Here is a 22,416-nt window from a genome sequence, read left to right on the forward strand (position 1 = left end):
TTAACTTATTTCTTTGGTTCCCTTTTTTTTCTTCATTCCTTCAAATGGTAGCGTGACATAAAACTTGGTTCCTTTTTTCTCCTCTGACTCAAACCAGGTTTTGCCGCCGGAATGATCAACAATTGATTTAACAATATATAAGCCGAGACCTGTGCCCTCCGTATCTTTCTCTTTCACATTATCTGCTCTGAATAATTTGGTGAATATCTTATCCTGCTGGTGTTTTGGAATTCCCATTCCATTATCCAAAATAGAAATTAGTATTTCTTTTTTCTTCCTTTTTTGACTTATACTAATACCGACTGTTCCGTTCTTCTTTGTATATTTTACAGCATTCGATAAAATATTCTGAATCACCATACGAATCAGTTTTTTATCCAACATCATTTCCGGAATTGTTTCATCATATTTCTGTGTGAATTTTATTTTTTTTGCTTCAATTTGCGGTTTCATTTCATTTGTCACACTTTTAGCAATATTAATAATCCTTGTTTTCTCCGGATCAACAGCAAAAGTACCTAATTCCAGTCTGGAGACATTTAGCAGCGCATTAACCAGTTCCACCATCCTCTGACTGCCTTTATATACTTCCATTTGATACTCTCTCTGCCCTTTATTGAGTTCACCCACATCACCATCCAATAGCATTTCGGAATACCAATTGATAGCAGAAAGCGGCGTACGCAGTTGGTGTGATGCTAAAGAAACAAATTCTGTTTTTGCCAGGTCAATTTCTTTTTCTTTGCTGATATCATGCTCAATACCAACATAAAAAATTATGTTTCGCTTGCTATCAAAAATCGGCGAAATACTCGCCAAAGCTGTATATTGCTTGCCGTCCTTTCTCCTATTTTTTATTTCACCATAAAATACTTTCTTTCTAATTTTAATGGTATTCCAAAGTTTTTTATAATACTCCACTGGCATTAATCCACCCCACAGATCCTTTGCACCAGCTTTTTTTCCGATAATTTCTTTTGAATGAAAACCAGTAATATGCTCCGCGGCTTTGTTGACATAGACAATTGTTCCATCGGGATCAGTAATTACAATGTGGTCTGAAGCACCATCTACTGCAAGTTGGAATTTATGTAAATCTCTCTCCACCTGGCGCTGTTTCGTAACTTCTGAGACCATGATTAAATCCGCAATAATTTTTCCTTCATTACTCCGGATTACTGCGGAAGATACTTGTCCAATATGCATATTGCCTTTTTTATCCAAAAAATAAAGGTCGTATGGTTTTATTCCTTTTCCATGCATTCTTTGAACAAATTTTTTCATCATCTCGATCTTACTGCCGCGGGTCAAAAAAGGTATTTTCCTGACATTACTTCCGATTATTTCCTTCGGTTTGTAGCCTAGCCAGTCATAAAGCCTGTTGTTAACATCAATTATTATTCCGCTTTTATCAATAATGATTGTTGCCACAGGTGATAATTCAAAAATTGTCCGATACATATTATCAATTTGTTGCTTTATTTCTTGCTCTATTTTTTTGTTTTTGTTCTTCATACTACTAAATTAAAAACCAGCGAGTCCGACTCGTTGGATAATAATAAATCCTTAACTTTTCTTGTTTCATCAATGTATGTATTTTTGTTTTAGTATTCTTATTGTACACTATTTTTCAATAAATGTCAACCTAATAATTGACATAAAATTTAACATATGATAACTTACCATCAAATGAAATCTACCTATTCAACAATTAATTGGTGGAATTTGAATCGCCTCTAGAAAGCTGATATATTTCTGTTTATTATCCGCTTTCACAGGCGGTTTTTTAATTATATAAATATGCTTCATTATTTCAAAAATTTAGGAACATTATTCTGGCGTAAATCAATTTGCCACGGAGATTAATTAATATTAATAAAATTACTATGGAAAAAATATCATTGTTGGAAAAGGAAATACCAACCCACTACTATAATATCCTGGCGGATCTTCCTGAACCACCTTCCCCTCCTCTGAACCCGGAGACTAATGAACCGATCGGTCCGGAAATGCTGGAACCATTATTTCCCAAAGCGCTGATAGAACAGGAGGTAAGCCGGGAAAAAAGAATCGAGATTCCTGATGAAGTAATGGAGATATACAAAAAATACCGCGCCACACCGCTTTATCGGGCAAGCAGGCTGGAAAAAATACTGGGAACACCCGCTAAAATCTATTATAAATACGAGGGTGCTTCCCTGACCGGTAGTCATAAGTTGAATACCGCGCTGCCGCAGGCTTATTACAATAAGCAGGAGGGCATCAAAACACTCACAACAGAAACCGGAGCCGGTCAATGGGGAATGGCGCTCTCGCTGGCTGCAAAGTTCTTTGACCTGAAATGCCTAATCTTCTATGTCCGCCTGCATTACCAGCAAAAACCTTACCGAGTCAGTTTTATGAGAATGTTTGACGCGGAAGTATTACCCTCTCCCAGTAATCAAACTATGGTCGGCAGAAAATTCCTGGCAGAAGACCCAAATCACCCCGGCAGTCTCGGCATTGCGATCAGTGAGGCTATGGAAAAGGTTACGGACGGATCAATCAAATATTCTCTGGGTAGTGTATTGAATCATGTACTCCTCCATCAGACAATCATCGGACAGGAGGCAAAACTACAGCTGGAAAAAGACGATGCATACCCCGATGTGATCTACAGCTGTTTCGGCGGAGGAAGTAACTTGGCCGGAATCAGTTTTCCTTTTCTAGAAGATGTGCTAACCGGAAAGAAAAAAGTCAGGGTCGTTGCCGTAGAACCGGATACCTGCCCTTCACTGACCAAAGGAGAATACAAGTATGACTTCGGCGATACTGCAAAAACTACTCCTCTGTTTAAAATGTATTCCTTGGGGGCGGACTTCATACCGCCGAAAATACAGGCGGGCGGTCTGCGATACCACGGTGCCTCACCGCTGGTCAGTCATCTAGTCGACAAGGGGTATATCGAAACGATATCCGCAAATCAAACTGATGTAATGGAAGCAGCTAAACTGTTCACCCAAACCGAAGGCATCCTTCCCGCCCCTGAATCCGCGCACGCGATTAAAGGAGCGATTGATGAAGCAATTCGATGTAAGAAAGAAGGGATTAAAGAAACAATTCTGATCAATATCAGCGGACACGGATTCCTAGATCTAGGAGGATATGAGGAATTCCTGGATGGCAAGCTGGAGGTTAGGTAATTTCAGCAAAAAGAGAAGGCGGACTCGCCTTCTCTTTATTATTGATAAAATTTGGTATAAAACGATTAAATCAACTTAGCTGCTATTTTTTTATATAAAAATCTTTTTGCTGTTTCAACTACCAAGAGATAGCCAAGCAAAATTGCAAAAATAGATGTAAATATTGGGAAACTGATCGGAACAAAATCAAAGAATTTGCCAATTGGAGAAAATGGAATAATCCAGGCAACAGTAAGTAACAAAAGCGTATTAATAATAAGAATTTTCGATGGCTTGCTTTTGAAAAATGGGGTTTTCTTTGTCCGGATTAAATATATCACCAAAATTTGCGTTGCCAATGATTCCAGAAACCAGCCGGTCTGGAACTGATGCTCAGTTAAACTAAAGCCAAAATATAAAATACCAAAAGTAGCAAAATCAAAAATAGAACTGATCGGACCAAAAATTAATATATATTTTCTCAATAGTTTGATATTCCAGCGTGGTGGTTTTTTTACATCCTCAGCATCAACATTATCTGTTGGTAAAGAAATCTGCGACATATCATAGATAAAGTTGTTCAATAGTATCTGTTTGGGTAGCATCGGCAGAAAAGGTAAAAAGGCGGATGCGCCCATCATAGAAAACATGTTACCAAAATTTGAAGAAAGACCCATGGTCACATATTTTAAGGTATTTTGAAATGTTTTTCTCCCTTCAATTACACCATCATGAAGCACTTCCAGTTTTTTATCCATCAGAATAATATCAGCCGTATCTTTAGCGACCTCAACCGCATTATTTACGGAAATACCGACATCCGCCGCCTTCAGTGCCGGAGCGTCATTAATACCGTCACCTAAATATCCGACTGCGTTACCAGATTTTCTTAATGAAGAAATTATCCTCTCTTTCTGCTCCGGAGTTATGCGCCCAAAAATTGTCGTTTGCTTTACTACAGCCCGCAACTGACCGTCGGACATCCCGGCGATCTGACTGCCAATCAGTGTGCCTTTGACCTGCAGATTTATATCACGGCAAATTTTCTGAGTAAGCAATTCACTATCCCCGGTCAGAATCTTTATTTCAATTCCGGAATCCTCGAGTTGCCCAATGGCATGAATTACACCTTCCTTTGGTGGATCAAGAAAAGCCATAAAACCCATAAAAATCATATTTTGTTCGTCAGCAACATTATAGATTATGTCATCACGGTCCAATTCTTTGATCGCCAAGGCGAGTACACGAAATCCGTCATTACTAAGTGCTTCGTATTGGTCTGACAGTGTTTTTACCGTATCACTTTTAAAAGCAAAGCTACCTTTTTCATCGTGACAACTTTTACATACTTGAAAAATGCTTTCCGGAGCCCCCTTTGTTATCAGTATTTTTTTCCCAGCATCATCCACAACAATCGAATCCCGGCGGCGCGTAAAATCAAATGGTACTTCATCAATTTTTTTAAATCTGGAAATATCCAGTTTTTTGTACTCAGCAATAGCATTATCCATCGGGTTCACAACACCGGTATGCAGACTGCTGTTGATATACGAATAAAGATAAACCGCATCGGACTCATTGCCGTGAAAATCCACATGTTTAACCAGTGTAATTTTATTCTGGGTCAGAGTTCCTGTTTTGTCTGTACATAGAATATTCATACTGCCAAAATCCTGTATTGCAGAAAGGTTTTTTACAATAACATGTTTCTTGGCCATTTTTATCGACCCGCGGGAAAGTGATACCGAAAGAATCACCGGCAATAATTCCGGCGTGAGCCCGATGGCAATAGCAATAGCAAAAAGGAATGAGTTAAAAATTCCGCGTCCCATCAGTGTATTAATAATCAGCACCAAACCGACTAATACAAAATTCACCTTCATTACAAAATAGCTGAATTGCCGGATCCCCTTTTCAAACTCCGTGTCGTCGGACCTATCGCTCAATTGTTTGATGATTTTTCCGTACTCGGTATTGTGACCTGTTCGCAATACTTCTACCGTACCATAACCGGTTACGGTATTGGTACCCATGAAAATTATATTTTTATTTTCTGGAGTAAAATTGATTTTGTCATAGTCAAAACTTTCGGTTACAAACTTTTCTACAGGAAATGACTCCCCTGTTAGTGCCGATTGATTGATGAAAAAATCTTTAGCTTCCAGGACGACTGAGTCAGCCGGAGTTACATCACCGGCAGTTAGACAGATTATGTCTCCGGGAACGATATTTTTAAAAGATACTTCAACTTTTTTTCCGTCACGAATAGCGGTAACTGTAGTCAATACTTTTTGTACTAGCTTTTCTACTGCTTTTTCCGATCGATAGGAATTGGCAAAATCAAGTATAGCAGATAGAAAAACCATAAAGATGATGATTATGGCATTGGTTCTCTGTCCAAGGAAAAAAGAAATTATCGAAACAACAATTAGAATTATTAATAACGGGCTGTTGAATTTTTTTAAAAAAACCACAAAGGGACCAATTTTCTTTTTCCCGTTGATGGCATTTTCTCCAAATTCCCCTAATCTTCTCTCCGCCTCAACTGAGGTTAACCCTAATAATTTATCAGTTTTTATAACTTTTTCCATAGTCATATTTTATCACACTAAAAACTATATTAACAATAATACTAAACAAAAAAACCGGGATTAATCCGGCCTTACAGGGCCCCCAAAAAATCGCGAAGCGGTTTTTGGGAAAGCATCAAACATTGGAAAATATTACCGAGCAAATCAGGAGCACACCCGGGCAGTTGCGTAGCAACTGCATCGGGGAGCACGGATTTGCGAGGAAAGGGGCACAGACCCGAAACCAAAAACAACCAAGCTTGCTTGGTTGTGACAAGTGAAGGGTCTGATGACCCGTGGTCGGGGTGAGAGGATTTGCCCGCCCAAGGCGGGTCCGCCTCTGGCGGAAACCTCAAGAGTGTTTTCTCTTCAAAAATCTTACTGGTCGGGGTGGGGAGATTTGAACTCCCGATCTCATGCACCCCGTGCATGCGCCTTAAGCCACTAGGCCACACCCCGTTAGAAATTATTAATATTAACAAAACAGAAGCCCTACCCTTAGGACTAGATAATCGCACTGGCTCCGGATAGGAACGTGGGTACCCGCAACTATATTCCACGGAACATAGCGATCTAGGGTTCCCGATGCGATAATCCTGTAGAACCGGATTAAACTAGAACCTAATAGTAGAGCAATTTAAGTATACTTTTTGAAATGTGCTTTGGCAAGTCAAAAATATGTTGTAATAAAAAAAGGCCCGTTGCGTTTGCAAACGAGGCCTTAAGTTAGGTCAAATTGGTGCTGTGGTTTTCCCATTCAATTTTGAGGAAGACCATCCCGCATCCCGTATCAGCCAGTTCATACCGGCAATGATTCGGTTCCGGATTCACACCCAAAGAACGATCTGTGTCACCAACCACCCTGGTGCTGATTTCCTGTCCGGAGCTTCCGTCCGGAATAGGTTCAGTGCTGTTGCTTGTCACAAAACACCTCCTTGGAAAGAAATCAGTCTTCTTTCTCCTGCTCGTCCTCCGTAGGAGTGTTCGGCAAGCCGGGAATCCCGACAAAATAAGGCCGATACTTTCTCCTTGGAGTGCTGGTTACAGAGCCATGAAAAGTGGGTTTGATTTCTGCTTGCTTATCGCGGAAATCCGACTCATTCCCATTAGAGGCATCTTTGTTCTTCGGCATTTCTTACTCCTCCACTTGGTTTAGGGTTGACCGCTAGTGACCCGGGTATAATGTACAATAATCAAAAAAACCATCTTGCCGATGGTCTGGATAAATATATTTTAGAAATACACTAATCAGCCATCAGCTCAATGGGTAAAATAACCAAAAAAGAAACTCCAATTGCTGGAAGCAACGGTTTTTCGGTTATCTGAGCTGAGGTTAATTGAATATTTCATGGGATTATTGGTATGAATAATAACATATCGATTTTTTGTGTCAAATATGGCTGAGTAATCCGTAACTGGTAGACTCGTAATTCGTAAACTGAACTCAGAACTTATTATTTATTACAAATTACTATTTACCAATTACCAAATAAAAAAAGCCCTTGATTACAAGAATCTCAGGCTGAAAGAGCGATTTGGAAACGGACTACATGTCCATGTGTCCGCCGGGATGATAATCGGGAGTCGCATACTGGACATCACCGATTTCCACAAAATAGACAATGGGTTTGTCGGGGCAACAGCAGGTGTAGGGGGTCAGCTCGCAGTCAACACACCGAGACTCGCCGTCATTAATGGTCACACCATTGAGGCAAACCAGCCCAGTGCGCAGTTCTCTCGCCGGACCCCAATTGGGCTCCACCGTGTATCCCCCGCCGGTCATGTCGAACTCGCCAGCGAACTCGATCACATAAACCTCTGGCATATCCGGGCAACAGCAGTTATTGGGATGCAGACCGCATCCCGCGCACTGGTACTGACCGGTCTCGGTCAGTATAACGCCGTCCGGACACCGGATGTCCTGTACCTGGTCAAAGACAGTGGCAGCTTGCGAATCCATGCTGTTCCTTTCCGGTTTGAAACGGTTCTTGTGGTTACATAACGGCAACCTAGGCAAACAGATCGTTCAGAGTGTCAATACCCGGACAGTGGCAGACGCATAAATCGATCCGCGTCCGGCAGTCCACACAGCGGTACACGCCGTCATCCTCAAGACGGGCACGACCCTGGCTTCCGTCCTTCTTCTGGAAATCAATTTCCGGCAACTTCTGAGTCATCACACATCCTCCATGGAGTTACCAACATCATCTTGGCTGGTGATTCTCTGACGGGAATCGACTCGACAAACGCAATTGGTCAGAGAGAGTTTGCAGTGTTTACACCTCCATCTCTGGGTGGCAGGATCGAAGTAAGCCCCAAACGGCGCGTCTGGCTGATGCCCTCCGCTAGAAGCAGAGGGCACGAGGTAATTATGTCCTCTGTAGACCATTCCTTTTCCCTTCAGGTTGAAGTTCACATCCTGAACTGCGGATATTGTGAATATTGCATCGGGAAATCATTATTCCCATTATCTTAATGTACAAAATCGAGTTTTATGGCTCGTAAAGATACTTAATAAGCACCCTTACCAACCATCAAACAAAGAACCGGCGAGATGAGGCCGGTTGTAAAATTTTAATACCAAACCTCTCATCAATGGCAGATGATAATCGTAATCAGTTTAATAATTAGGTTTGATTTGTAGTTCATGGATTTTAAAAAACTAGCCTCTCGGCTAGTTTAATTAATGTGAATTAATGCAAAACTAGCCAGAGATTCTGGTAATAATCAGGTTAATAATGGAAATTGTTTTTTGCATATTGTTGATTGGAATATTATGCCAGTATGAATCTGCTGTCAAGCTATTTTTCCATTTCTTTCAGTTCATCGTCATCATAGATCGCCGAAAAATCCAGTTTCTTGTAGTTAAATAATTCGTCCTCATTGAAAAAACGATAAACTTCTTTACTGGCTGATTCAGGCGAGTCCGAGGCGTGGATAATATTATGGCCTTTGCTCATTGAAAGGTCACCTCGAATGCTTCCTGCATCCGCTTCTCTTCCGGAAGTCGGTCCGACGATCAAACGGATGGCATTAATTGCACCGAAGCCCTCCAGCACCATCACAACTACGGGGGAAGACTGCATAAATTTTTTTAAATCTTCAAAAAAAGGTTTGTCTTGGTGATGTTCATAGTGAACTGCGATCAAAGCATCATCTATTGAGATCATTTTCATTCCAACAATTTTTAATCCTTTTCTCTCAAAACGTGTAACAACCTCTCCTAGCAGATTCCTTTGCAGGGTATCAGGTTTTATGATAATTAGCGATCTTTGTTTCATTGTTGAATATTCCCTTTTTTCTTAAGTAAGTCTTGAACCTTTTCGACTATTTCTGTCGGTGTATGGTTTGCTTTTACAAAATAGTCATCCGCTCCCAGATCTTTTCCTTTTTGGATATCCTGGTCCTGGCCGAGATTTGTTAACAAAATAACCGGAACATCTTTAATATTTTCGTCTTTGCGAATCTCCTTTAAAGTAGCAAATCCGTCCAGTTTCGGCATGATAATGTCCAGTAATATCATATCCGGTTTTGCATTTCGCGCAGCTTTCAGTCCGTCAGAACCGTTTTCCGCAGTTTCTATTTCAAACCCTTCTCTGGTAAATTTTGCGGTATACATCTCCAGTAACATTTTATCGTCTTCAATTAGGAGGATTTTTTGCTTGCTCATAATGTTATTTGGATTGTGATTATTAGTTTTATTAATTATCTCCCTCTCTTACCTATAACACAAATATATAAAATCTGCAATATACTGTTAAAATTCCGCCCATTTTTTATACCAATCATTATTTTTTTCATAATTATGGGCAACCTGGAAAAGTATGCTTTCTGCGAATGGTTTTGCCATAAATTGCAGACCGATTGGCAGGCCGCCTGCAAATCCGCAAGGTACGGATATGGCCGGGATACCGCTGATATTTGCCGATACGGTAAATATGTCAGAGAGGTACATTGTTAATGGATCATTTACCATTTCACCTATACCAAAAGCAGTTGTGGGAGTAGTTGGAGTAACCAGAACATCAACTTCATTAAACACTTCAGCAAAGTCATTTTTTACCAGTTCACGTATTTTCTGGGCACGGCGGTAGTATGCATCATAGAACCCGCTGGAAAGACTAAAGGTACCGATCATTATTCTGCGTTTGACTTCATCACCGAATCCATTGGCCCGGGATTTGCTGTAAACTGAAAATAAATCTTTTACGTTTTTATCATCCTGGATGATTGAATATCCATAACGGATGCCGTCATACCGTGACAAGTTGGAACTGGCTTCGGCCGGAAGAATAATATAATAAACCGCCAATGCAAAATCGGTATAGGGAAGGCTCACCTCTTTGATGCTGGCTCCCATTTCTTCTAGCTGTTTTATTGAATCACGAACACCTTTTTCTACATCCTGATTAATCCCCCCGACAAAATATTCTTTCGGGATGCCGATTCTTAAACCTTTAATATCTTTTGAAAGGTATTTTGTAAAATCTTCATATGGAACGTGAGCAGTCGTAGAATCATGCGGATCTTGTCCGGCAATTGCATTTAAAACTATTGCTGAATCTTCTACCGTCCTTGTAATCGGCCCGATCTGATCTAAAGACGAGGCTAAAGCAATCAACCCGTAGCGTGATACTCTCCCGTAGGTCGGTTTTAATCCCACCACACCGCAAAACGCCGCCGGCTGTCTGGTTGATCCGCCGGTATCCGAACCCAATGCATAGACACACTCCTTCGCTGCCACAGCAGCAGCCGAGCCGCCGGATGAACCTCCCGGAACTTTTTCCAAATTCCATGGATTTTTTGTGATTTGAAATGCCGAATTTTCCGTTGAAGAACCCATAGCGAACTCATCCAAATTTGTTTTACCTAAAAGTACCATGCCGGCTTTATTTAACTTTGCTGCCACAGTAGAATCATACATGGACTGGTATTTTTTCAGAATTTTTGATCCGGCTGTAGCTCGCGTTCCGACCGCTAGCATATTATCTTTCAGTGCCGCCGGTATGCCTAAAAGCGGAGAGTCATATTGTTTATCTTTTATTTTTTTATCTGCCAGATTTGAGCTTTTTATTGCCAGATCTCTTGTCACTTCAAGATATGCTGATATTTTCGGTTCTGCTTTTTCAATATTTCCCAGATATTCCTGTGTTAACTCAAAAGAAGAAATCTTCCGATCTCGAATTTTTTCAGATACCTCTTTCAGTGACAAATCAGATAGTTTCATTTTTGTTCAGTATTGTCTTAACCTTGATGTGGCCGTTTTTTTGATCCGGCGCCTGCCCGATTAACGCTTCCTGATTTTTTGACTCTACCACAATATCATTTCTTAAAATATTTTCATTGTCCGATATTACGATCTTCTCGCCCTTTTCAACCGTAACCTTATTCAATATATTTATATAATCTAAAATTGAGGTGATTTGTTTTTGAAATCTACTCACCTCTTCGGCAGTCAAATCGATCCGAGCAAGCTTTGCTAAATGTTCAACTTCTTCTTTTGTCAGATTCATAATTTTTTTATTTTATCACTATTTACTCCAGCATGGCAAGAAATTCCGGTTCAGAAACAGCAGTAATACCAAGTTTTTTCGCTTTTTCATACTTTGAACCAGGATTATCACCATAGATCAAATAATCCGTCTGCTTACTAACCGAACTGGACACCTTACCTCCTGCCACTCTGATTTTTTCTTTTATTTCCTCCCGGGAAAGCGAGTTGAGCGTGCCGGTAACAACAAAGCTCTTTCCTGTAATTGCCGTATGTTTTCTGGATACTGGATTAATCAGTTTTACACCTCTTTCAAGCAGTCCATTGATTATATCTAAATTATTTTGATCCTTAAAATATTTTACAATTGAATCCGCCATTACTCCGCCGATATCATGAATATTGCTTAAGTCATCCTGATTTACTTTTTTCAATTTATCAATGTTACCAAAACTATCCGCCAAATCAATTGCAGTTTCTTCTCCGATATGGCGGATGCCCAAGGCATAAATAAAACGGGCCAGTGTAATGTTTTTCGAATTATTAATCGCTTTAATAGTATTTTCCGCTGATTTTTCCGCAAACCTTTCCAATGATTTTAATTCATCAAATGTTAAATCAAAAATATCTACAACATTTTTTATCAGATTGTTTTCAAATAAACTGTCAATTATTTTTGGACCCAATCCTTCAATATCAAACGCCTTTTTGGAAACAAAATGGTAAATACTTTCCCTTTGTACGGCAAAGCAATTTTTGTTAGTACAATAATGCGCGACCTCCCCCTCTTTACGCAGTACCTTTGATCCGCACATCGGGCAGATCTTTGGCATGACAAATTTTTTTTCTTTTCCGGTTCGCATTTTCGGCAGGACTTCGACAATGTCAGGAATTATATCGCCCGCTTTTTGAATAATCACAGTATCGCCGATCTTCAAACCGAGCCTTTCAATTTCATCCTCATTATGCAGTGTTGCTCTCGAAACTGTACTGCCCGCAACTCTAACCGGCGTAAGATGTGCAACGGGAGTCAGCGCCCCTGTCCGCCCGATTTGCACCTGGATATCTTCGACGATCGTCACGGCCTGTTCGCTGGGAAACTTGTATGCGACAGCACCGCGCGGAGCCTTTCCGACCACACCTAATCTCTGATAAATATTCAGATCATTGATATTGATTACAATTCCGTCGATCCAAAATGGAAGTTGTTTCCTTTTCTTGCTGATATTCCGGTAAAATTCCTCAACAGCAGACAAATCATCACAAAAACTATTCAGCGAATCATTATTTTCTTCCCCCGCCCTGAAACCTAGGCGCTGAAGAATTTTATGAGCCTCCTTATGTGTTTTCTGGCCAAGATCAGTGACAAGGTCATACGCCATAAAGCTTAACCTGCGCGATCCGGCAATATTAGAATCCAATTGGCGGATTGAGCCCGCGGCCGCATTACGGGGATTGGCAAATTCCGACTCACCTTTTTTTACCTGCTCCTGATTCAGTTTTTGAAAATCAGCCGTCGCCATGAATACTTCACCCCGCACGATTATTTCTTTTTTTGCCTGCAGACTGACTTTTTTATCCAATGAATCAATGTTGATCCGCAAAGGTATTGATTGAATGGTTTTAATATTTTGAGTTACATCTTCCCCTACTCTGCCGTCTCCCCTTGTCGAACCCTGCTTCAGTAGGCCATTACTGTACTTCAATGAAAGTGCCAAGCCGTCCATTTTGACTTCGGTATAATAATTTATTTTACTTGTTGACGGTAAAAGTTTTTTATTTCTCTCCTCCCATTCCAGAAGCTCCTCTTTGGAAAAAATATCATTAAGTGACAGCATTCTTGTCGCGTGCTGAACTTTACTGAATTTATCCAGTGGCTTTCCACCTACTCTCTGTGTTGGTGAATCAGGTGTTAAATATTCAGGAAACGCTTTTTCAAGGAGTTCTAATTCGTGTTTTAAAGAATCCAAAGCCGCATCAGAAATCACCGGTTTATCTAAAACATGATATAGATACCGGTGATGGTTGATTTCTTCTTTCAATTTTTCGATGCGCGATTTTGCTTCTTTTTTATTCATTTTACCAAAAAATATCTTTGTTCGGATTTTATCCTTGTGGGATTGGCGAACCATTACAGCTCTGATAGCCGGGAGGAGTATCTGATATTTCAAACCAGTCTATAAAAACATCACTGTTTGTTGCGGATAGTTTAATTTCGTAACCTGATTCCAGGAATATATGACTTGGGAATGTACATTCTACAAATGCATTTTCAGGAACATTTGCAGATCCCCACAAATCATTTGATACAAATGTTTCAGTTAATACCCCCACTTCATCATATACCTCTGCTTTAACAATATTTCCAGCATCGTTGGTGAACCCAACTCGCGCAGAAAGATAGTAAGGACCAGAACTGACACCAGCTGGCACCTCATATTTTATCCACCGATCACTGTTTAATAAGCATGAGCCCCAACCGTTAGCACGGTTAAACTCCTTATCCCATGCTTCAGGCGGGAAAATTGTTTCGTTATTATACTTGAAACATTCTGCTAAAGGTGTTTCCAAATCTCCAAATGAAGCAGGTGTCCAACCAAGTTCAATACAAGCTCCTAATGGATTACAAGCAACATCATTGCATGAGCAGGCTGAAGCTGTTTCAACTCTCGGTATTCCATCTTCCGCCTGTATCCGTAGCGGAGTAAAATCGGAATCACATCTTTCCGACACTCCCGGCGGGATGCCATTAGAAAACTGGTACCAGTCCAGATTTACAGTATTTTTCTCATCACCATCCCCATATTCAAATAATATTTTATCATTTGGCTTCAAATGCAATTTTGTTTGTGAAACACAAGTTTTGTATTCCGTCACCGCCGGGTTAGCCATCGTGGCAAACAAATCTTTCACATTGATTGTCTGGCAGGGATCAACCAAACCACAAGTGCCATCTTCAATAGTAACCTTTAATAATTCTGAATTCTGGTTTGAATTATATAGAGCCCTCAATGATACGTAGTAATCTCCCTCATCAAATGGTAAATCATCAGCTTCGATATTCTTTTTGATCTGTGCTTTTTCTTGAGTTCCAGAACACGCCCCTGGAAGATAATATAATTGGCATGAACCCCAGCCGCTTGCGGAAATATCATTCCCTATATCAGCAGTTATGTTTTTGTCACAATACAACCAAGGCCTCCAATATTCCGCTGTGAAATTTAATCCTTCCCCAGGATAATCATCCTGGCAACCCGTATACGAACCGCGGCAAGTGTCATAGTCAGAACAAAGATCCGGAAGAGAGATACAGTCGCACGAATCACCCGAAGTAATCCCCCGCTCAATTTCAATCGGCCCTGATGTCTGATAGTTTGTTTCCGGCGCTTTATTTATCTGTTCCTGAGAAAAAAGAACATAATCAAACAACCCAGAAATCGGAATCTTCCACGGCATGGATGCATTGAGTGCCTGCTGAGTACGCCCGTAATTGCCGATCGTTTTTATTTTGACTCTCGACGGAATATTCACAAATTGACCCGCGGAATCAAGCGCTTTCACTTCAATGTCGTCAATATTTGTATAAAGTGCTTTAATCCTGACTTGGAAATTGGTTAGTACCGGAGTTACCGGCAGAACCAGATCAACGAGCGTACATTGAACAAATGATGTCGTAGGACAAAGTGACGAAAATAATAACCCTCCCGAAGGATCATCGCTGTATACAAGCCCGTCACTGGCAATCAATACCTTTTCCACGTTTTCAAAAGAATCCCCCGCTAAATTCCACCCCGTCCAGCTGACCTCAACCCATTCTGAACCAGTCCCATAACCGGCATTATAATTTGTTTTACTTGTTGATACCGGGTTATTATCCCACGATAAATACAAATATTTGATTTGGTTATTCTGGTCGGGAATATCTGGATTATATAAATCTATCTGTTTTGACTCGTCCTGCACAAGTGAAAACTTATTGCTAATTTCCTCACTGGTCGTTCCTAATTCATCAAAGTCAACATTTAATCCGGGTGTTGAAAAAGTTTTTGAAACTGCTTTGATATCATTAATTGTATTATCAAGTGTCTTATCAGCATCATTCCGATTTGATTTAACAATATGTAAAGCTTTTTCCAGTCCGCTTTCTGCGGCGTATGTAGCCGATATAGAGTTTTCAATATTTTCTGCCGATCTGATTTGACTGATAATCAGCGTTGCAAATCCAACTCCGGCCGCCGTAATACTGGCCATAATCAATAAAGAAAATAGCAAAGCCTGTCCGGGTCTGCCTTTGGATCTGAGGATACGATTACCTAAATTTTTAAAAGTATATATCATTTATCTTCGGAAAATCATTGAAGTTACAGTAGTTTGAAGATTTACCTCTTCCCCCTCTATCCCCTCACCCACTTTACTGTTCATAACAATTGTTACCATCGGCTGGACGTCCGGTATTGCACACAGATTATCAGTACAAATTTCCGGATAACAATCAGAATCAACCGAACAACCCGTTGGTATTGAAAAAGGGTCGGAATGCGGAAAGATGTACAAAGATAACAATGAAATTCTGACTTTTTCCGGAGTAACCACTTGCCAGTTAATTTCCGCTGAACAACGATTTCGGTAAAAAGAACTGTTGGAACAAACTTCTATTTCTTCACTAGCTGAATCATACCGATAAATCACTTGCTTATTCTCCTGATCCTTTGTGGCCAATATATTTACAGGTCCGGCAGATATATCAATGTTTATGCACTCGCCAAATACCCCATTGCAATCTGCATCGCTAATACAAGAAGTATAGTTAATTCCCTCTTCGTCAGTTCCCCCCTCGCAATGGCCCCGATAAAAATCATAATCAATAGTGCCTACCTGCGCCTCCCGGGCAATTGACTCCATAACAAATCTGGCATCACTCTGTACTACCTGGAGATTGCGCACTTGCCTCTGAACATTCGTAACGGTCACAAATAAATCAACAGCCATCAGTGCTGTCATTGAAAACACAGCTAAAACCACCACCATTTCCATCAAAGAAAATCCCGGCGCGGATTGATTCAGTATTTTTCTAGCAATCTTTTTGATCATCCTGATTAATCTATTATTGCCAATTACCTATTACAAATTACCAATTACTTATATACTACTTCCAATTATACAAATGATCCTCAAGAGTTACACTGTTAGTTGTATTAGTTGATCCTCTTTCTTGCCACACAACGTTTATTAACACCTGCACGCCAACTTTTATTTCATCAGCAAGGCAAACTGCTTCTTCTCGATAATTTTCTACTGCTCCATCTGACTTCTGACATATTGATTTTATTATAATCGTCCTAGAAAAAGGTGTTGCTAGAGTTACATCAATCGTTTCCCCTGATAACTTGTGCCGGTATATTCCATTTTCCAGATAAATTCGGCATCTTTCACTAGTGATACACGGGTCCGCGGTCGTATCTTCACCGTTGGAGTCCAAACTCCAGGACGCCGGTGTCACATTGGGATTGAATCTGGCCAAATAAACATAACTTGGAGTTACATCATTTAAACCAGTGTCCCAAGCCGTAAAATCTAATGAATTAGATTCAATTTTTAACCAGTTGTTGTACCTTTGTTGCTTGACTACTTCCATACCTTCGCGGGCAAGATTACCGGCGATCGTCTGCATTTCGCTCGCTGTACCTCCCCTGATCGTAGCCATGGTCAGAACCAGTGTGCTGATTACCCCAACTAGAATGATACTGATGGCAACCACCAGTTCTATCAGACTCTGTCCCTTATTATTTTTTGTGATTCGTTTGATAATCATATATTACAGATTCTGTAATAAACACCCAGGGTTTGCTGACTCACTTACCTCACCTGAAACACCATTAATCATAACCATACGACATTTGTGGGTAGTTTTGTGCTCAAGCAATATTTTTATTGTTTGTTCATAATAAATTACCGGATCATCTATATGTAAAACAAAAAATGGTGTTGGTTTTGGGGGACGGAAAGAAACATCAATTCCATTAAAATCAGCATCGGGACATAGTGAATCCCCGGGAGAATTTATCCAGGAACACTTTATTAGATAGTCTTTTATCCTAACGTTATTGGGTAAAGAGTAATTTTCTTTTCCATCCAATGGAATATCAGTCCCTGCATTAAACTTTCCCGTTATACCTCCGATATCAGCAAAAAGTGTATAAGTTGTCGGACACTCCATTAATGTTGATTCATGACATCTGGCAGAACTATCATCAACAAGCTTGTCTAATACTATACCAAACCCCCCGATCGGAACCAAACCGCAAGTTCCATTTGGAGGGATTAAACTTTCGCATTCAGTATCATTCGTACAGGACAGTAAATTTCGATCTCCGCCTTTGCAGACTTTTACTACCTGACCGGACATTCCCAAATTCTGGACTTCACGAAAATTATTAACCAATTCCACCGCACCGGTTCTTAAGTCATCCATTTTCTGACCTTGTCGGAAGTTGTTCACCACCACCACGGAGATGATTACAAAAATTGATATGGAAATCAGTAATTCCAGTAATGTGTAACCGTTTCTTTTTTTCAGACTGAAATACTTCATCGTATTTTTTAGTAAATAGTATACCAGTCAATAATCTGATCCCCAAACAACAACACTATGAGCGTTGCTAATGTTAGGAATATTCCCAAGGGCACAGAGTCCTGCCATTTCTTTTTTTTGGATGCCAGCAACCCAACAGATATGATTGCACCGCTGATATATGTTATGACAAGTAGAGGTAGAATTTTGGGCCACCCCACCATGAACCCGCACATCAATCCCAGTCTTAAATCCCCCCCACCGATCCATTTTCCCTTGGAAATTACGAACTGCAGTAGGAAAAAACTCAACCCTATTATACCACCAATCAGGATATTCGTCAGTGAAAATCCAAGCATTAATGATCCGATAAACCCAATAATAATCGCTGGGATTGAAACAGAATCCAGTATCAGATAGTAGAGCAAATCGTAAACAAATATAATAATCAGAAATACAGAATACAGCGCATATAGAAAAAATTCCAAGGTCAGACCGAATTTTAGATACAGCACAAGAAATACCAATCCAGTCGCAAGCTCAACCAAAGGATACTGCTTGGAAATGCTTTTTTTGCAATAACGGCATTTCCCGCGCAAAAACACAAAACTGAAAACAGGGACCAGATCCAAAACTGATAATGATTTTTTACAATGCGTACAAAAAGACCTTCCTTTCAGAAAGCTTTTTTTGTGTTTCATCCGATAGATCACGACATTTAAAAAACTGCCAATGATCAGACCGAAAACTAATGCAATTACTTCGAACATTATTTTTTATTTACAGTTTGAAATTTTTTATTTATCCCGGGGTCATTTTTAGGATTTCGGATAAGCTTCGGGAAAATGCCACTTAAAGCCATCTGAGCAGTTCTGACAATGATTTCAAAATCAGTCACCAGTGAAAAATTCTCAACATATTTTTCATCCAATTCCAACATATTAGCAAATGAATGATCGCCGGGGTTCACCTGCCATAATCCGGTAATCCCCGGCCTGGCTTTCATACGTATTTCCCATTTTTGATAGAGGTCCGGTTGAACCTGTAATTTACTGAAATCAACATCACTAGTTGGCAGCGGGCGAGGGCCGACCAAACTCATCTCCCCTTTTAAAACATTAAATATTTGTGGAATTTCATCTAACCCGGTACCTCGGAGTGATCGTCCGACATTAGTTTGCCGAGGATCTGTTGCCATTTTAAACAAAAAACCGGACGCTTCATTTTTGGATTGCAATGCGGTTTGTTGCTTGTCAGCACCCACGATCATCGTTCTGAATTTATACATCATAAACGGCTTGTTATTTCTGCCATACCTCTTCTGTCTGTAAAACACGGGCCCTTTAGAATCAAATTTAATTATCATCCCTATTACAATACTAAAAAGCACCGCTGGTATAAGCAACATCAGAGCAACAACAAGATCAAAAATGTATTTTAACAGGTTGCGAAAGAATTGCATGAAAAATAAAATTAACCTTTATTTTAAGCCCAGTTTCTGGTATAATAATACCATTATTCCAGTTAAATGTAAATTATTTTTATGGGTAGATTAGTCATAAATACATTATTTGTTGGCGGTAGGCAAACGCTTACAAAATAATCTTCTTTTTTCTGTCTCGATAATAACACACATGATTTTAACTAAAAAATATGAAAATTCTTTTAAACAGTAGGGCCGACCTAAACAGTAAACCGGGCGGTGATACCCTGCAAATAAATAAAACTGCAGAATATCTGAGAAAGCTGGATGTGGCTGTTGATATTTCAACGGAAATGCAGCCGGATTTGTCGAAATACGATATTGTGCATCTTTTTAATATTACCCGACCGCATGAAACGTATGCCCAGTTTCAAAATGCTCAAAATCAAAATAAGCCGGTTGTACTTACTCCCCTCTATCAAAATTTTGACGAGTGGGACCGTAAAGGCAGATATGGATTACAAAGTATTTTCATGAAGTTAATTCCGGATAAAAATAGTAAAGAACTATTTAAGCTATCATTGAGAGCAATAACAAATATTCATTTATATCAACAATACTTCTATCAACTTATCAATGGTTATGTACAGCAACAGCAAAAAGTACTGAATAATGTTAATGCCCTGCTTCTAAACTCCACACTGGAAATGAATCTACTGGAAAATGATTTAGGAATACATAATAAATATTTTATTGTACCAAATGGAATTGACGCGGATTTTGCAGATGTTAATCCGGATTTATTCAGACAAAAATATGGTATTCAAGATTTTGTGCTCTGTGTTGCCAACTTCTCCAGCATTAAGAACCATATTAAATCACTCAAAGCATTAAAAAATACCGGCATAAAATTAGTACTGATTGGAAAACCACAGAAAAATCACAGAAAATATTTTCGACATATTAATAAAACAGCAAACAATAATTCAAATATTTTACTGATTACCGATGCTTCAAAAGATTTGATAAAATCAGCCTATGCATCCGCCAAGGTGCATGTATTACCCAGCTGGTTCGAAACATGCGGATTAGTCAGTTTAGAAGCGGGGCTGGCAGGTTGTAATGTTGTAAGCACTGACCGGGGTTACGCAAAAGAGTATTTAGGCAATTTCGCAAAATACTGTGATCCGGCAGATGTTAGCTCAATAAAAAACTCCGTGCTTGATGCATTAAAATCTCCAAAATCAGATAATCTAAAGAATCATATATTAGCAAACTTCTCCTGGGGAAAAACCGCTCAAAAAACACTGGTGGTTTATCAAAACATTATCAATGCAACTGGTAAATAAAAACTCATATACAATTTTGTTTGGCATTAGTGCAATAATCGCAGTTACTCTTTTAGGCTGGTCCAGCCGTGCTGTATGGGGTTTGGCGATTATTGAAATAATTATACTTTCAGTTTTTTTACTAACCATTTCCCGTACAAAAAGTGAAAAGGTTAAACTTCCAATAACCCTGAGTGCATTTATTTTTTTCCTTGTCCTCTCAACTGTTTTTTCCGTCTATAAGTACAATAGCATTTTGGATTTGGTAATGTACACGCTGTTCATTGTTGCATTTTGGCTGGTTGCAAAATTTATCAGGAATGGCAATCAGATTAAAATTATTATAACTGTGCTATCATCGGTAGCACTTATTTCTGCGATCAGCGGAATTGTAAATTTCTTTCAGCTTCGTGATATCAGCCTGGGCGTTGCTTCTTTTTTCGGGTGGCGTAATATTTTTGCCGGATTTATCTTGCTTACTCTGCCAATTACATTAACCCAATTCCTTGTTGAAAAAGGAAAAAGTAAAAATATTTTTTTTGGTGTAGCCACAATCTTATTAACTGTCAATTTGTATTTCACATTTTCCCAGGCCAGTTGGATTGCAATGGCGTTTGTTCTCCTCATGCTAATTTGGTTTTTAAGAAAATTGCCGGCCAAACAACTTATTATCAGACTTTCCGTCGTAATTTTAATTTCAGTAATTTTAGTGACAGCTCTATTACAGCTCCATGCTCCTTTAAGCAGTGAATCCATTCAGGATGCAAATGTAATCCAGTCTGTTGCAGTCGGTAATCGGATTGATTATTGGAGAACCAGCTTGGAGATGTTTACTAACTATCCATGGGCAGGCGTTGGAATCGGCAATTTTGAAACCATCTATACCCACTACCAGCAGAACGTTTGGTCCTTCTCAGTTTCCCCGCATAATAGTCTGCTACTTTTCCTGACCGAACTGGGAGTATTTGGACTAATTGCATTCCTTGCTTTCCTTTTTGCTGTTGCTCGAAAAGCAAAGATATTGCTCAAAAATTACAGACCTGATGATAAGTCAATATATTATTATGCCGTTGGGATATTTGGAGGAATTGTCGCATCTTTTGGGCACAGCTTAACTGATGTTGACTGGGAAGTTCCTTCATTATTGTTACTTTGGTTTATTGAGGCTGGATTGATCTATGCTTTAGCGAATACTTCTTTCGGAAAAGATATAGAGCCATCTGAAGACAGGAAAGGCAATGTAAAAACGCAGATATTATTTTTTATCTCCTCACTTGTTTTCGGTTATCTGATTATTGTGCCGACAATAACTGATTTATGGAACAAAAAAGTCGATATTGCACAAAATGAATTTGGCGATAATATTAATTCGATCGCAATGTTGAAAAAAGCAATTGCCATCAACCCAATTAATGCAGATTTATACAAAAATCTTGCTGAAAGTTACCAAATCAGTTTACTGGATCATAGAGGTATACGAGAAGAAAATCAATACAACATTATTAAATATGCTAGAGAAGCAGTCAGACTTGACCCGCTCTCCGCAAAAAGACATGAAGCATTGGGTTATGCATTAAATTTCGTGAGTTCCGGTGAAGATGAAGAAATTATGGAAGCGGAAATTGAATTACAAAAAGCTATGGTCTATGACCCCAATACAATATACCAATACCAACTGCTTGGATTTATACTTCAGCGTCAGAAAAAATATAATCAAGCTATTGAAATCTTGGATGTCGCACTAAAACTTTATAATGATGAAACTGTGATTAAAATGCATGCTGATCAGAATCAGCTACTAGGACAGATAGAGTCTATTAGAAAACTGCGTGAAACAATTGTCACACAGCAAGTAGTAGAATAGTTTATTCT

At 39.5% G+C, this 22,416-nt stretch carries 20 protein-coding genes and 1 tRNA gene; 4 read left to right on the forward strand and 17 right to left on the reverse strand.

Annotated features, from left to right (window positions below; genetic code table 11):
* Nucleotides 1-1,515 (reverse strand): PAS domain-containing sensor histidine kinase, encoded by a 1,515-nt coding sequence (locus WCW66_03615; GenBank protein MFA6391810.1) that lies wholly within the window; start codon nt 1,513-1,515, stop codon nt 1-3.
* A gap of 371 nt (nt 1,516-1,886) precedes the next feature.
* On the opposite strand from WCW66_03615, the gene WCW66_03620 reads away from it, so the two are divergent.
* Nucleotides 1,887-3,182: a TrpB-like pyridoxal phosphate-dependent enzyme gene (locus WCW66_03620; GenBank protein MFA6391811.1), complete on the forward strand. Its 1,296-nt coding sequence runs from the start codon at nt 1,887-1,889 to the stop codon at nt 3,180-3,182.
* Nucleotides 3,183-3,247: 65 nt separating this feature from the next.
* Here WCW66_03620 and mgtA read toward each other — a convergent pair whose 3' ends face one another.
* The 5 genes from mgtA to WCW66_03645 form a co-directional block, all read right to left on the reverse strand.
* Entirely contained in the window at nt 3,248-5,752 is a 2,505-nt protein-coding gene (gene mgtA / locus WCW66_03625) for a magnesium-translocating P-type ATPase (protein ID MFA6391812.1), read from the reverse strand.
* Nucleotides 5,753-6,113: 361 nt separating this feature from the next.
* Nucleotides 6,114-6,190: transfer RNA gene (locus WCW66_03630), tRNA-Pro, on the reverse strand.
* Nucleotides 6,191-6,457: 267 nt separating this feature from the next.
* Nucleotides 6,458-6,655, reverse strand: coding sequence for a hypothetical protein (locus tag WCW66_03635; GenBank protein MFA6391813.1), 198 nt, complete (start codon nt 6,653-6,655; stop codon nt 6,458-6,460).
* Between the two features lie 22 nt (nt 6,656-6,677).
* A complete protein-coding gene (locus WCW66_03640; protein MFA6391814.1) occupies nt 6,678-6,863 on the reverse strand; it encodes a hypothetical protein in 186 nt (61 codons plus the stop codon).
* A gap of 414 nt (nt 6,864-7,277) precedes the next feature.
* Nucleotides 7,278-7,556 (reverse strand): hypothetical protein, encoded by a 279-nt coding sequence (locus WCW66_03645; protein ID MFA6391815.1) that lies wholly within the window; start codon nt 7,554-7,556, stop codon nt 7,278-7,280.
* Between the two features lie 24 nt (nt 7,557-7,580).
* On the opposite strand from WCW66_03645, the gene WCW66_03650 reads away from it, so the two are divergent.
* Nucleotides 7,581-7,733 carry a hypothetical protein gene (locus tag WCW66_03650; protein MFA6391816.1) on the forward strand — a complete coding sequence of 51 codons (153 nt, stop codon included), beginning with the start codon at nt 7,581-7,583 and terminating at the stop codon, nt 7,731-7,733.
* Nucleotides 7,734-8,532: 799 nt separating this feature from the next.
* Here the strand turns inward: WCW66_03650 and ndk are convergent.
* The 11 genes from ndk to WCW66_03705 all read right to left on the reverse strand — a co-directional run bounded on the left by ndk (nt 8,533) and on the right by WCW66_03705 (nt 19,255).
* On the reverse strand, nt 8,533-9,012 hold the full coding sequence (gene ndk / locus WCW66_03655; GenBank protein MFA6391817.1) for a nucleoside-diphosphate kinase: 480 nt from the start codon (nt 9,010-9,012) through the stop codon (nt 8,533-8,535).
* Nucleotides 9,009-9,401, reverse strand: a complete 393-nt coding sequence (locus tag WCW66_03660) for a response regulator (GenBank protein MFA6391818.1) — start codon at nt 9,399-9,401, stop codon at nt 9,009-9,011. The genes ndk and WCW66_03660 overlap by 4 nt, the downstream gene beginning before the upstream one ends.
* 87 nt (nt 9,402-9,488) lie before the next feature.
* Nucleotides 9,489-10,958 (reverse strand): Asp-tRNA(Asn)/Glu-tRNA(Gln) amidotransferase subunit GatA, encoded by a 1,470-nt coding sequence (gatA, locus tag WCW66_03665; protein MFA6391819.1) that lies wholly within the window; start codon nt 10,956-10,958, stop codon nt 9,489-9,491.
* On the reverse strand, nt 10,945-11,244 hold the full coding sequence (gatC, locus tag WCW66_03670; GenBank protein MFA6391820.1) for an Asp-tRNA(Asn)/Glu-tRNA(Gln) amidotransferase subunit GatC: 300 nt from the start codon (nt 11,242-11,244) through the stop codon (nt 10,945-10,947). The genes gatA and gatC overlap by 14 nt, the downstream gene beginning before the upstream one ends.
* A 22-nt stretch (nt 11,245-11,266) precedes the next feature.
* On the reverse strand, nt 11,267-13,300 hold the full coding sequence (ligA, locus tag WCW66_03675; protein MFA6391821.1) for an NAD-dependent DNA ligase LigA: 2,034 nt from the start codon (nt 13,298-13,300) through the stop codon (nt 11,267-11,269).
* 28 nt (nt 13,301-13,328) lie between these two features.
* A complete protein-coding gene (locus WCW66_03680) occupies nt 13,329-15,560 on the reverse strand; it encodes a pilus assembly PilX N-terminal domain-containing protein (protein ID MFA6391822.1) in 2,232 nt (743 codons plus the stop codon).
* The gene (locus tag WCW66_03685; protein MFA6391823.1) at nt 15,561-16,313 is read right to left on the reverse strand and encodes a type II secretion system protein; all 753 of its coding nucleotides are present in this window, start codon (nt 16,311-16,313) and stop codon (nt 15,561-15,563) included.
* A gap of 55 nt (nt 16,314-16,368) precedes the next feature.
* Nucleotides 16,369-17,034, reverse strand: a complete 666-nt coding sequence (locus tag WCW66_03690) for a prepilin-type N-terminal cleavage/methylation domain-containing protein (protein MFA6391824.1) — start codon at nt 17,032-17,034, stop codon at nt 16,369-16,371.
* A gap of 3 nt (nt 17,035-17,037) precedes the next feature.
* Nucleotides 17,038-17,814, reverse strand: a complete 777-nt coding sequence (locus WCW66_03695) for a prepilin-type N-terminal cleavage/methylation domain-containing protein (GenBank protein MFA6391825.1) — start codon at nt 17,812-17,814, stop codon at nt 17,038-17,040.
* Between the two features lie 8 nt (nt 17,815-17,822).
* Nucleotides 17,823-18,563 (reverse strand): prepilin peptidase, encoded by a 741-nt coding sequence (locus tag WCW66_03700; GenBank protein MFA6391826.1) that lies wholly within the window; start codon nt 18,561-18,563, stop codon nt 17,823-17,825.
* Nucleotides 18,563-19,255 (reverse strand): sugar transferase, encoded by a 693-nt coding sequence (locus WCW66_03705; GenBank protein ID MFA6391827.1) that lies wholly within the window; start codon nt 19,253-19,255, stop codon nt 18,563-18,565. Before WCW66_03705 ends, WCW66_03700 begins: the two co-directional genes overlap by 1 nt.
* A 191-nt stretch (nt 19,256-19,446) precedes the next feature.
* Here WCW66_03705 and WCW66_03710 point away from each other — a divergent pair, with 191 nt between their 5' ends.
* Together WCW66_03710 and WCW66_03715 are read left to right on the forward strand one after the other, a co-directional pair.
* Nucleotides 19,447-20,565, forward strand: a complete 1,119-nt coding sequence (locus tag WCW66_03710; GenBank protein MFA6391828.1) for a glycosyltransferase — start codon at nt 19,447-19,449, stop codon at nt 20,563-20,565.
* Nucleotides 20,549-22,408: an O-antigen ligase family protein gene (locus tag WCW66_03715; GenBank protein MFA6391829.1), complete on the forward strand. Its 1,860-nt coding sequence runs from the start codon at nt 20,549-20,551 to the stop codon at nt 22,406-22,408. Before WCW66_03710 ends, WCW66_03715 begins: the two co-directional genes overlap by 17 nt.
* The last annotated feature ends 8 nt before the right edge of the window (nt 22,409-22,416 follow it).

The organism is Patescibacteria group bacterium (genome assembly GCA_041664365.1).
Lineage (GTDB): Bacteria > Patescibacteriota > Patescibacteriia > UM-FILTER-42-10 > UM-FILTER-42-10 > JAHJEX01.